Source organism: Thauera sp. WH-2, assembly GCF_048321015.1.
Lineage (GTDB): Bacteria > Pseudomonadota > Gammaproteobacteria > Burkholderiales > Rhodocyclaceae > Thauera.
Window position 1 is genome coordinate 215,005 of sequence record NZ_JBLWFG010000003.1, and the last position, 11,620, is coordinate 226,624.

The 11,620-nt window shown below is 65.0% G+C and carries 11 protein-coding genes; 8 read left to right on the plus strand and 3 right to left on the minus strand.

The window, feature by feature from the left end:
* The first annotated feature begins 76 nt into the window (after positions 1-76).
* Positions 77-862 carry a class D beta-lactamase gene (gene blaOXA, locus ACNKW1_RS07520; protein WP_418363983.1) on the plus strand — a complete coding sequence of 262 codons (786 nt, stop codon included), beginning with the start codon at positions 77-79 and terminating at the stop codon, positions 860-862.
* Positions 863-1,117: 255 nt separating this feature from the next.
* Here blaOXA and ACNKW1_RS07525 read toward each other — a convergent pair whose 3' ends face one another.
* The 3 genes from ACNKW1_RS07525 to ACNKW1_RS07535 all read right to left on the minus strand — a co-directional run bounded on the left by ACNKW1_RS07525 (position 1,118) and on the right by ACNKW1_RS07535 (position 3,764).
* Entirely contained in the window at positions 1,118-1,561 is a 444-nt protein-coding gene (locus ACNKW1_RS07525) for a DUF411 domain-containing protein (RefSeq protein WP_075146728.1), read from the minus strand.
* 116 nt (positions 1,562-1,677) lie between these two features.
* Positions 1,678-3,081 (minus strand): heavy metal sensor histidine kinase, encoded by a 1,404-nt coding sequence (locus ACNKW1_RS07530; RefSeq protein WP_418363984.1) that lies wholly within the window; start codon positions 3,079-3,081, stop codon positions 1,678-1,680.
* Between the two features lie 2 nt (positions 3,082-3,083).
* Complete coding sequence (locus ACNKW1_RS07535) at positions 3,084-3,764, minus strand: heavy metal response regulator transcription factor (protein WP_341647449.1); 681 nt, start codon at positions 3,762-3,764, stop codon at positions 3,084-3,086.
* A 185-nt stretch (positions 3,765-3,949) separates the two neighbouring features.
* Between ACNKW1_RS07535 and ACNKW1_RS07540 the strand changes: the two genes are divergently transcribed.
* From ACNKW1_RS07540 to ACNKW1_RS07570, 7 genes are all read left to right on the plus strand, one after another.
* A complete protein-coding gene (locus tag ACNKW1_RS07540) occupies positions 3,950-4,399 on the plus strand; it encodes a hypothetical protein (RefSeq protein ID WP_418363985.1) in 450 nt (149 codons plus the stop codon).
* A 371-nt stretch (positions 4,400-4,770) separates the two neighbouring features.
* Positions 4,771-6,183, plus strand: coding sequence for a TolC family protein (locus ACNKW1_RS07545; protein ID WP_075146731.1), 1,413 nt, complete (start codon positions 4,771-4,773; stop codon positions 6,181-6,183).
* A 17-nt stretch (positions 6,184-6,200) separates the two neighbouring features.
* The gene (locus ACNKW1_RS07550; RefSeq protein WP_075146732.1) at positions 6,201-7,604 is read left to right on the plus strand and encodes a multicopper oxidase family protein; all 1,404 of its coding nucleotides are present in this window, start codon (positions 6,201-6,203) and stop codon (positions 7,602-7,604) included.
* A gap of 70 nt (positions 7,605-7,674) precedes the next feature.
* Positions 7,675-8,175 (plus strand): cupredoxin domain-containing protein, encoded by a 501-nt coding sequence (locus ACNKW1_RS07555; RefSeq protein ID WP_418363986.1) that lies wholly within the window; start codon positions 7,675-7,677, stop codon positions 8,173-8,175.
* Between the two features lie 102 nt (positions 8,176-8,277).
* Positions 8,278-8,625, plus strand: coding sequence for a copper-binding protein (locus ACNKW1_RS07560; RefSeq protein ID WP_247726269.1), 348 nt, complete (start codon positions 8,278-8,280; stop codon positions 8,623-8,625).
* Positions 8,626-8,759: 134 nt separating this feature from the next.
* Complete coding sequence (locus tag ACNKW1_RS07565) at positions 8,760-10,067, plus strand: TolC family protein (RefSeq protein ID WP_418363987.1); 1,308 nt, start codon at positions 8,760-8,762, stop codon at positions 10,065-10,067.
* Between the two features lie 14 nt (positions 10,068-10,081).
* Positions 10,082-11,620 (plus strand): efflux RND transporter periplasmic adaptor subunit, encoded by a 1,539-nt coding sequence (locus ACNKW1_RS07570; RefSeq protein WP_418364092.1) that lies wholly within the window; start codon positions 10,082-10,084, stop codon positions 11,618-11,620.

The following is an 11,620-nucleotide window of genomic DNA, read 5'->3' on the forward strand; positions in this document are numbered from 1 at the left end:
GCGAACAGGGTGGCCAGTGCTTCCTGCAATTGAATCCACCACGATTCCTCACGGGTGAAAACTCCGGCAGTCCCCAATGCTAAAGCGCCTCCTCCTTCTGGCACTTGCTCTCCTCGTCGCAATACCAGCGCGTGCCGAAGACGCAGCCATCGATCATCTTTTCCGGCGCGCAGGCGTCGACGGGACCATCGTCATCGAATCGCTCAGGAGTGGGAAGCGCGTCGTTCACAACGAACTTCGTGCTCAAAAACGATATCCGGCCGCTTCGACGTTCAAGGTGCTCAATACCTTGATTGCCCTCGAAGAGGGAGCGATTTCGGGCGAGGACGCGATCTTTCATTGGGACGGCACCCCGTATTCGATTGCGAACTGGAACCAGGATCAGACTCTGGACAGTGCTTTCAAAGTGAGCTGCGTCTGGTGCTACCAGCAGATTGCGCGTCGAATCGGGGCGCTGAAGTATCCGGCCTATATACAGCGATCAAACTACGGCCAGCTGCGGGAACCCTTCAACGGCACGCAGTTCTGGCTGGATGGCTCGCTGAAGATCAGCGCGGAAGAGCAGGTCGCATTTCTCCGACAGGTCGTTGAGCGGAAACTTCCGTTCAAAACGAGCAGCTACGACGTACTGAAGAAGATCATGCTCAGCGATGAGACTGCTCGGTATCGCATTTATGCAAAGACGGGATGGGCGACCGGCAGCACTCCCTCGGTGGGCTGGTACGTTGGCTATGTCGAAGCAAATGACGAGGTTTGGGTGTTTGCGCTGAACCTGGCTACCCGCGACGCGACAGACCTCCCCCTGCGCATCCAGATCGCCAAGGACGCGCTGGAGACGGTACAGGCGTTGCCTCCGAAGTAATTGATGCACATGCCATGCGCACGACTTCAGATCTGTGTCGGATCGGGACAGCCGTAGTCGCTTCTTCCCCGCTCCCGGACAGGAGTGGTGCTGACAGTCTCAGTTCGGCCATTTGCTGCCACACATGGTAGTAGCAGAGTCGTCATTCGAGCGACCGGTGAGATCCGAAACCAGCCCTAGAGCGAGCTGAGGCCAACGTGGCTCGCAAGTTGGCCGGCACTGCGCTCATAAAGTCGATACTCACCAGCTCTGCCGTCAGTGTCGGGCAAAAACCGCCGCGCTTCCGTCAAGCCCGACCAGGAGTGTCTCATAGGGTTGCGGGGTCGACGTCTCCATCCCCGGCGACCCCTGCGGCATGCCCGGCGTAGCCAGTCCGATGGCCTTTGGGGACTCGGAGAGAAGCCGTCGGATGTCGTCCGCAGGGACGTGCCCCTCGACGGAGTAGGAACCTACCTTGGCCGTGTGACATGAGCCGTATTTGTCCGGCATGCCCAGTGCCTTGCGGGCTGCGGGGACGTCATCGACGTCTTTCGTCACGACATCGAAGCCGTTCTTTCTCAGGTGCTCGACCCATTTCCCGCAGCACCCGCAGTAAGCGCTCTTGTAGACCTCTACGCGTACGGGCCCCTGCGCAAACGCTGCGCCGCTCACGATCATCAGGCTTGCCAGGAGCCCGCCGAGCACAGTTTTCGTCTTCATGTTCGTCTTCCGGTTGATGGCGTCGAGGCATAGTTTGGCACTTTGAGCCCAACGGGAAGCTGACCTCAAAATTACATTTCCGTCAGACAGCCGGGACCCCGGTCGACTTTGCAGGATCAGGAAGGTGATGAGGCTTCATTGCGAGGCAAGGTGATCGTGAAGCAGGTGACACCTTCAGCGGAGCGCGCAGTGATGTGACCCCCGTGGGCCTGGACGATGGAACGCGTGATCGCAAGTCCGAGCCCTGCGCCTTCACCGCGAGATTCGCGCTGGGCGCTACCGCGATGGAAGCGTTCGAAGATCCGCTCGATCTGATCGGCGGGGATGGGGTCGCCGACATTGCACACGGCGAGACCTACGCCGGCTGCGTCCGCGTCGATCCTGATCGTGATCTGTCCCTCTTTCGGTGTGTGACGAAGCGCATTCGAAATCAGGTTCGACAAGGCGCGCCGCAGCATCAGGCGATCACCCTGAACGCTCGCCTGGCCTTGGCGCACGATGCGGACCTGGCGCTCGTCGGCCAGCGCCTCGTAGAAGTCGATCAGTGCGTCTGCCTCGCGGGCCAGGTCGATCGCCTCGCCCGCGTGCGCGAGGGTGTTCTCCTCGGCCTTGGCGAGAAACAACATGTCGCTGACCATGCGTGCGATGCGCTCGTATTCCTCGAGGTTCGACGCCAGGATGTCCTGATATTCGTCATTCGTGCGTGGCCGCGACAGCGCCACCTGGGTCTGCGTCATCAGGTTCGAGATCGGCGTACGCAGTTCGTGGGCAATGTCCGCCGAATAGTCACCGAGGCGCTGGAAAGCAGCCTCGAGCCGGGCGAGCATGCCATTGAAGGCTTCGATGTGGTCGCGTACCTCCAGCGGTGCATCATCGATGGCGAGACGCTCGGCCAGTTGCCGTGCAGACAGCTTGCGGGCGGTTTCGGTGACCTGGCGCAGCGGGGCGAGGCCACGGTGCGCAGCAAACCAGCCGAAGAGCGCCGCCGCCAATGCTGCGACGACGACGCCCGCCCACGTTGCGTTACGTACTGATGCGAGGAAGTGGACGTGGTGCGACAGATCGAGTGCGACCAGCGCCTCGATTGTTTGATCGTTCGAGCCAACGCTCGGTAACGGGATGCTTATCTCGACCCCTCGATGAGGACGCTTATCGACCGTCCAGTCCGTGACCTCGCCCGAAACGCGTTCGCCTGCCCGCTGGGCGGCGGTAAAGTGCTCGGGATGGATGATGTAAAGGACACGGCCCTCGACATCGCGAAGCAGTACCCCAACGCTCTCGTGTCCAATGAAGGAGCGCTCAAGTGCCTGGAGGCGTTCTGATTGCCCCGGGTTCGAAGTCTGGTCCTGCAGCGTATTCCGGATGAGCGTGATCTTTCCGTGCAGCTCATGCATGTCCAGCTCCTGGAAATGCGCGTCCAACATGCGCCCAAAGAGTACCGCCACCAGGACAAGCAGGCTTGCGGTGAGGGCGGCAAAAAGTGTTGCCAGTCGCGCCGTCAGCGAGGGAATGCGGATCATCGTCAGCTCGGCTCCACCGCTTCCAGGACGTAGCCCATCCCGCGCACGGTGCGGATCAGCTTCGGTTCAAAGGGGTCGTCGACCTTCACCCGTAGTCTGCGCACGGCGACCTCGATCACGTTCGTGTCGCTGTCAAAGTTCATGTCCCAAACCTGCGAAGCGATGAGTGAGCGCGGCAATACTTCACCCTTGCGGCGCAGCAGCAGTTCCAGCAGGGCAAACTCCTTGGCGGTCAGATCGATACGCTGCCCGCATCGCGTCACCCTGCGGCGAAGCAGATCGAGCTCCAGGTTTGCCGAGCGCAGGATCTCCGGTTCATGACCCCGTCCCCTGCGCAGCAGGGTGCGGACCCGCGCGAGAAACTCGGAAAACGCGAAGGGCTTGACCAGGTAATCGTCGGCGCCGAGCTCAAGACCACGGACCCGATCCTCAACTTGGTCACGGGCAGTCAGGAACAACACGGGGGTCTCACGACTGCTGCGACGCAGCGTCTGCAAGATGCCCCAGCCGTCCAGCGACGGAAGCATCACATCCAGCACGATGAGGTCGTAATCGCCATTGAGTGCGAGGTGGAGCCCATCGAGGCCATCTCTTGCAAGGTCGACGACGAACCCGGCTTCGGTGAGCCCCTGGCGGAGGTAGTCGCCGGTCTTCACTTCGTCTTCGACGATCAGAATTTTCATTGTTTCGCTCCTGTGCGCTTCGTGCTGCCTGTGACCGATTTTGCCCCGAGGTGCTGGATAAGCCCCGGGATTACAGAAATGTAATTTCCAGGTCAGGCCGACGACAGGCAGGCGGGCGCAAGATGCTCTGCGTGGCACAGCGTTCCGTACCGCGACGGAACCCCGCGACCAATGGGAGATCGATCATGAAACTGCGTTTGTACCGTCTCGCCGGGCTCATGCCCGTCGTCGCTCTGGCTGCAGCCTTGCATGGCAGTCCGGTCGTCGCGCAGACGACCGATCCGGTGCAGGCCTGGCCGCCCGCAGCGAGTGTCCCCGCGCTTCAGGAACGTATGAAGTCGATCCGTGCCGAGACCAACCCGGAACGTCGCATGGCCCTGATGGAAGAGCAGGTCAAGGCCCTGGAGGCTGCATCGCAGGGCACGCCCACTGGTTGCCCGATGATGGGGGGGCAGATGGGGGCTGGTCCGATGATGAAGGGTGGTGGTCCTGGACCCGGGGCTGGCCCGATGGGCGGCATGATTATGGATCCCAAGCTCATGCAGGAGCATATGGAGATGATGCAGGATCACATGGGCATGATGCAGAACATGATGAAGATGCATCCGGCTGCCAAGCCGGCGATGCCCAACTGAGCATCAAGACGCGGAGCGGCGGCATTGTCGCGCGCTCCGCGAACGGTTCACCATAAGACCAACAAAGGGACATTCCCCATGCAGAGACGAATGATCCACCTCGGTGGAGGGCTGGCTGTCGCTGTGGCGCTTGCGTCAGGCGCACAGGCCGAGCCCTCCTCTCCGTCTAATCCCGCCGACCACGCGCCTGCCGCGACCCAGTCTGGGTCACCCAAGCCACAGCGCGTGCCGGCGTATCGCTCGCCCCTGAACGAATATCGGCCCTACCGTGTCGATGAGCCCTTGCGGTCGTGGAAGGATGCCAACGACGAGGCTGGACGTCTCGGCGGGCACATGGGCCACCTCACGCCGACTTCGAAAGGGGGCGAGCGATGAGAGCCAGTCTCCCCATATCCTTGCTGGCCGCCACCGTGCTGACCGGGTGCGCCAGCGTTGCGATCGATGAGAACTTCGCTGAGGTCGAGCGCTTTGCGCGCGAGCAGACGGGTAGCGAGGTGCGCTGGCTGCGCTCGGACCCTGAGCGCGAGGCGATGCGCGCCGAGGTCGATCGCCTGCTCGCACAGCCGCTGGCGATCGACGACGCGGTGCGCATCGCGCTGGGCTACAGCCCGGCGTTCCAGTCCCTGCTGGCGGAAGCCGCCGTGGCCTCGGCGGATGCGACCGGTTCGGCCCGCATCGGCAATCCGGTGTTCACCTTCGAGCGGTTGTTTCGCTCGGGCGCCGAGGGGCGCGAACTCGACATCGGCCGTTCGCTCGGCATCTCGCTGTTCGACCTGCTGTTTCTGCCCGCGCGGCTGGAGCAGGCCGAGTTCCGCCAGCAGCAGACCCGGCTGCAGTCCTCGATTGCGCTGTTGAGCACCGTCACTGAAGTGCGCCAGGCCTGGGTCGATGCGGTCGCGGCGCGACAGGTCGCGCGCTACCGCGAGGAGGTGGCCACGGCCGCCGGGACCGCTGCCGAGCTCGCCCGTCGGATGCAGGCCACCGGCAACTTCAGCCGCCTGCAGCGCGCGCGCGAACAGGCGCTCGCCGCCGAGGAAACGGCCAACCTGATCCGCGCCCGCCAGAACGCCACCGCCGCACGCGAAACCCTGATCCAGCGTCTGGGCCTCACTCCGAGCCAGGCGCAGGCGCTGCGTCTGCCGGATCAGTTGCCGGCCTTGCCCGAGGCGCCGATGGACGAAGCCACCGCCGGTGCGGCGTTGCTGGAGAACCGGCTCGACGTGCGCATCGCCCGCACCGATCTCGACCGGACGGCGAAGAGCCTGGGCCTCACGCGGGTCACCAGCGTCGTCAATGGCCTGCATGTGGCCGGCGTGCGCAACAGCGAGACCGGCGAATCGACCCAGCGCGGCTTCGAGCTCGAGCTGCCCTTGCCGCTGTTCGACCTCGGCGACGCGGCGCGCGCCGGCGGCGAGGCCCGCTATCTCGCGGCCTTCAATCGCACGCTCGAGCTTGCCAGTAACGCCAGCTCCCAGGTCCGGGTAGCCTACGAGGGCTATCGCAGTGCATACGATCTCGCGCGCCACTACCGCAACGAGGTGGTCCCGCTGCGTCAGAACATCACCGAAGAGTCGGTGCTCCAGTACAACGGGATGCTGATCGGCGTGTTCGAGCTGCTTGCCGCCGCGCGCGCGCAGTCGGCGAGCGTGGTGCAGGCGATCGAGGCCGAACGCGACTTCTGGCGCGCCGAGGCTGGGCTCAAGGCCAGCCTGCTCGGCCAGCCGATCGCGCCGCTCAGCCTTCAATCAAGCGCATCACCGGCGCAAGCCGGTGGTGGCCACTGACCTATCCGGAGACGATCATGACCACCCGACGCAGCTTTCTCGCCGGGGCAGGCCTGCTGGCCGCTGCCGGAACCGTCAACCGCGCCGCGCTCGCGGCGCTGCCCGAGCCCGTGATCCAGACCAGCGCCGTAACGGCGGCCCCACTGTCGCCACCAGACGGACGCCCCTACGACCCGGTCGTCACCTTGAACGGCTGGACCGCCCCCTGGCGCATGCGCAACGGCGTGAAGGAGTTCCACCTCGTCGCCGAGCCGGTCGAGCGCGAGATCGCCCCCGGCATGGTGGCGCGGCTGTGGGGCTACAACGGCCAGTCGCCCGGGCCGACGATCGAGGTCGTCGAGGGCGACCGCGTGCGCATCTTCGTCACCAACCGCCTGCCCGAGCACACCACCATCCACTGGCACGGCCAGCGCCTGCCCAACGGCATGGACGGGGTCGGCGGCCTCAACCAGCCGCAGATCCCGCCGGGCAAGACCTTCGTCTATGAGTTCGTCGCCCGCCGCCCCGGCACCTTCATGTACCACCCGCACGCCGACGAGATGGTGCAGATGGCGATGGGCATGATGGGCATGTGGGTCACGCATCCGCGCGCGCCGCACCCGCACATCGCGGGCGTGGACCGCGACTTCTGCTTCCTGCTCAACGCCTACGACATCGAGCCCGGCAGCTACGTGCCCAAGATCAACACGATGCTCGACTTCAACCTGTGGACCTGGAACAGCCGCGCCTTTCCGGGCATCGACTCGCTCAATGTCAGGAAGGGCGACCGGGTGCGGGTGCGCATCGGCAACCTGACCATGACCAACCACCCGATCCACATCCACGGCCACGAGTTCGAGGTTACCGGCACCGACGGCGGGCCGACGCGGCCGGAGTCGCGCTGGCCCGAGGTCACCACCGACGTCGCCGTCGGCCAGATGCGCCAGATCGAGTTCATCGCCGACGAGGAGGGCGACTGGGCGATGCACTGTCACAAGTCGCACCACACCATGAATGCGATGGGCCACGACGTGCCGACCATGATCGGCGTCGACCATCGCGGCCTGGTCGAGGGCATCCAGAAGCTGGTGCCCGATTACATGCTGATGGGCGAGCGCGGCATGGCCGACATGGGCGAGATGGAGATGCCCCTGCCCGACAACACCCTGCCGATGATGACCGGGCAGGGGCCGTTCGGCGCCGTCGAGATGGGCGGCATGTTCACCGTGCTCAAGGTGCGCCGCGAGCAGCAGCGGGGCGACTACCGCGACCCGGGCTGGTTCAAGCACCCGAAGGGGACGGTGGCCTACGAGTGGGCGGGCGCGGCGCTACCCGAACCGGCGCGCAGTGCTGCAGCCGGACCCTCGAGCATGCCGCGCACCGAGCCTGCGCGATCGGTCGAGATGACGGTTCGCAAGCCTGCCGGCCATCAGGGGCATTGAAGTCGATCGCCTCGTAATCAGCCCCCACGACAACACCAACAAGATTCAACCCACAGAGAAGGAGATTCCCATGAAAAGTCGTCGTCGATTTCTTGCCACCAGCCTTGCCGCCGGTGTGCTTGCCGTTCACCGCAGCGCGTTCGCCCATGGCAATGCCGAGCATGCCGACAAAGCAGCGTCCGATACCCCCAAGGAGCAGCAGCAATGGGGGATTGCGGGGGACGCGAAAGCCGTCTCGCGCGCGATCGCCATCGTGATGACCGATGAGATGCGCTTCGTTCCGGACCGCATCGAGGTGCGTCTGGGCGAGACGATCCGATTCACCCACGAAAATCGAGGCGCGGTGATGCACGAGATGGTGGTCGGTACGCCCAAGACGCTTGCCGAGCACGCGGAGATGATGCAGCGCTTCCCGGAGATGGAACATGACGAACCGTGGATGTCGCATGTCGCGCCAGGTGGGCGCGGAGAAATGATCTGGCACTTCAACCGTGCGGGCGAATTCCAGTTCGCCTGCCTGATTCCCGGCCACTTCCAGGCCGGCATGATCGGCACGATCAAGGTCGGCTGACAGAAATGTAATCCGTGCGTCAGCGTCCCGTTGGTGAGCGCTTCGCATAATCGTGCTCATGCTCGAATTCACACAGAATTTCAACCCTTGGAGAAGCCCATCATGAAAAAGACCCTCATCACCACTGCGCTCCTGGCCGTGCTCGGCGGCGGCGCCCCGCTTGCGTTCGCACAGGCCGATCACGATGCACATCACGGCGGGGCGAGTGCCCCGGCCGAAGCCAACGCCAAGCTGGCCGAGGGCACGGTTAAGAAGATCGACAAGTCGGCTGGCAAGCTGACCATTGCCCATGGCCCCCTGGAGTCGCTCGGCATGCCGGCGATGACCATGGTGTTCCGCGCGGCCGAGCCGGGCATGCTTGATCAGGTCAAGGCGGGCGACAAGATCCGGTTCGCGGTCGAGAAGGTCGGCGGTGCGCTGACCGTGACGTCTCTCGAGCCCGCCCAGTGACGCCTATCCCGCAGGTGCGTCGCGTTCCACTCTGACCGGCCAGCCGTGGGGATGCCCCACTGAGTGGCTGAACGACGAGGCGGGTGGCGAAGGGCCTGCGCATGCACTTGACCGCCTGCCGGAATCGTTTCTCGATGAAATCCCCGTTCGCAGTACCCTCATCTCACCTGCTACGTCCTGCAGCGCTTGCACTGGTGGTCGCGCTCACGCTGGGAAGTGGCAGTGCCTGGACACAGGGTTCGCCCGACACTCCAACGCTCGGCTCGAGCCCCCAGGCGCTGATTGAATATGCGCGCCACAGCAACCCCGGCTTTGCCGCTGCCCGCGCGGAAGCGTCCGCAGCGCAGGAGCGCGTGACGCCCGCCGGTGCGCTGCCCGACCCGACGTTCGAGGTCGAGCTGATGGACGCCACCAACACCATGAGCGGGCGCTCGGCGTCGTTGCTGCCCGGCCAGGTGGGCGAGACCCGCTACCGCATCACCCAGCCGCTACCCGGGTGGGGCAAGCGCGAGCTGGCGGTGAAGGCCGCCGAAGCCCAGGCGACCCAGGCTGATGCGATGCGCGATACCTCCTGGGCTGAGCTCGCGGCAAAGATCGAGACGCTGTGGTTGCGCTACTACGCCGCCGACCGCGAACTCGTCCTCAACCGCGAGGGCTTGACCTTGCTGAAAAGCCTGGAGGAACTCAGCCTGGCCCGTTACGAGTTGGGTCTGCTGCCGCAGCAGGCGGTGCTGCGCATGCAGCGCGAAATCACTGCCCAGCGCCTCGCGCTCGTGGAGGTCGAACAGCGGCGCAAGGGGCTGGCAGCGGGGCTCAACGGCCTGCTCGGCCGGGCGCATGATGCGCCGCTCGCCACACCCGCAGATCCAGCCCCCTTGCCCGAGCAGCTGGAGGCGGGCGCCCTTTTTGAGTCGGCGGCCAGTGCCAACCCGGACGTGAATGCCGCCGCCTACGGCATCGACGTGGCACGTGCCGAGCGCGAACGAACGTATCAGGACCGCTTGCCGGACTTCGCCGTTGGCGTGCGCAACAACCGTCCTGATGAAGGTAAGTCGTCCTGGGACGTGATGTTCGAGGTGATGATCCCGCTGCAACAGTCCAGCCGTCGCGCCAAGGAGCGCGAAGCCGAATACATGCTGATGGCGGCCGAGGCGCGGCGGGAGGATGCCAAGGCGCGCGCATCCGGCGAACTGGGTATCGCCTGGTCGATGTACGCGCAGGGCCGCGAGACCTTGCGCCTGCTCGAACATACGCTGCTGCCGCAGGCCCAGGCCACCCGGGATGCAAGTCAGGCCGCGCTCAGCAGCGGCAAGGTCGACTTCGACAGCGTGATCGAAGCCGAGCGCCAGCTCATCGACATCCGGACTCAACGCTTGAAGGCCGAGCTCGACACGCGCCTGGCGCTGACAGAAATCAAGAAACTGACAGGGGATCTGAAGTGAGCTCAGCCATTCGAATGACGGCGATCGCTGCGGGCGTGGCGATTGCCATAGGTGCGGGGTACTGGATTGCGCACCTGCAAAATGCTGGAAATCCAGTTCCGCTGATCACCGAAAGCCAGGCGCAAAGCGATAGCGCAGCCCCGGCCGACGGCGAACGCAAGATCCTCTACTACCGCAACCCGATGGGCCTGCCCGACACCTCGCCCGTGCCGAAGAAGGATTCGATGGGCATGGACTACATCCCCGTCTACGCCGACGACCAGCCCGACGACAGCGGCGCGGTGGTGGTCAGCCCTGCGCGCATCCAGACCCTGGGGGTGAAGACCGCAGAGGTTGAGCTGCGCACCGTGGATGCGGCGGTGCGCGCGAGCGGCCGTATCGAGTTCGACGAGCGCAGGCAGGTGGTGGTGGCGCCGCGCTTCGAGGGCTGGATCGAGCGCCTGCATGTGAATGCGGTCGGCGACCCGGTGAGGAAGGGCCAGCCGCTGTTCACCGCCTACAGTCCAGAGCTGCAATCCACTGGCGATGAGTTGCGCATTGCCGAGCGTCTGGCCAGCCAGAGCGCGGCGCAGGATCCGATCGCAAGCGAATCCGCCCGCCGCCTGGCGGAGGCGACGCGTGCGCGCCTGCGCAACCTGCAGGTGGCCGGCCAGGCCGGTGCGCGCCAGGTCTTCCACGCCCCGGCGAGCGGCGTGGTGCTGGAGAAGGAGGCCATCGAAGGCGGACGCTTTATGCCGGGAGACGCACTGTTCCGCATCGCCGACCTGTCGAAGGTGTGGATCATTGCTGATGTGTATGAACAGGATCTCGCTCGCGTGCAGGTCGGTCAGAGCGCGCAGGTGGCGCTCGAGGCCTATCCCGGTCGCAGCTTCGCGGCGCGAGTCGATTATCTCTATCCGACGTTGGACGCCGCGACGCGCAGCACCCGCGTGCGCCTGGAACTGGACAACCCGGAGGGCCTGTTGCGCCCAGGCATGTTCGCCCAGATCGCGCTGGCGGCAGGTGATGCCACCCCGAGGGTCGCCGTGCCGAGCTCGGCGATCATCGACGATGGCGAACGGCGGGTCGTGCTGATTGCGCTCGGCGAAGGGCGCTTCAAGCCGCAGCCGGTGAAGCTCGGCCAGCGCGGTCGGGATGTGGTCGAGGTGCTCGACGGCGTGGCGGCGGGCGATCGCGTGGTGGTTTCGGCCAACTTCCTGATCGACTCGGAAAGCCAGCTCAAGGCGGCACTCTCCAACCTTGTCGAGCCCGATGCCGGCGATCAGCCCCAAGCGAGCCCTACCCGTTACGAAGCGCAAGGGACGTTCGATGCACTCGACGCCGAAGGCGGCAGCGTGACGATGACGCATGGCGAGATCCCGGCCCTCCAGTGGCCGGCGATGACCATGGACTTCATGATTGCCGATCCGGCGCTGGTGAAGAGCATCGCCCCAGGCTCGCCGGTGCGGTTCGTCTTCGAGGCGGGTGAGCCAGGCGAGTACATCATCACAGGCATCGAGCCGGTTGCAGGCACTGCGCCTGCACCGAGCGCCGGCGGTCACGGGGGGCACTGA

Coding starts and splice junctions, on each gene's coding strand:
- blaOXA (WP_418363983.1), top strand. CDS start 77: ATGCTAAAGCGCCTCCTCCTTCTGGCACTTGCTCTCCTCGTCGCAATA.
- ACNKW1_RS07525 (WP_075146728.1), bottom strand. CDS start 1,561: ATGAAGACGAAAACTGTGCTCGGCGGGCTCCTGGCAAGCCTGATGATC.
- ACNKW1_RS07530 (WP_418363984.1), bottom strand. CDS start 3,081: ATGATCCGCATTCCCTCGCTGACGGCGCGACTGGCAACACTTTTTGCC.
- ACNKW1_RS07535 (WP_341647449.1), bottom strand. CDS start 3,764: ATGAAAATTCTGATCGTCGAAGACGAAGTGAAGACCGGCGACTACCTC.
- ACNKW1_RS07540 (WP_418363985.1), top strand. CDS start 3,950: ATGAAACTGCGTTTGTACCGTCTCGCCGGGCTCATGCCCGTCGTCGCT.
- ACNKW1_RS07545 (WP_075146731.1), top strand. CDS start 4,771: ATGAGAGCCAGTCTCCCCATATCCTTGCTGGCCGCCACCGTGCTGACC.
- ACNKW1_RS07550 (WP_075146732.1), top strand. CDS start 6,201: ATGACCACCCGACGCAGCTTTCTCGCCGGGGCAGGCCTGCTGGCCGCT.
- ACNKW1_RS07555 (WP_418363986.1), top strand. CDS start 7,675: ATGAAAAGTCGTCGTCGATTTCTTGCCACCAGCCTTGCCGCCGGTGTG.
- ACNKW1_RS07560 (WP_247726269.1), top strand. CDS start 8,278: ATGAAAAAGACCCTCATCACCACTGCGCTCCTGGCCGTGCTCGGCGGC.
- ACNKW1_RS07565 (WP_418363987.1), top strand. CDS start 8,760: ATGAAATCCCCGTTCGCAGTACCCTCATCTCACCTGCTACGTCCTGCA.
- ACNKW1_RS07570 (WP_418364092.1), top strand. CDS start 10,082: ATGACGGCGATCGCTGCGGGCGTGGCGATTGCCATAGGTGCGGGGTAC.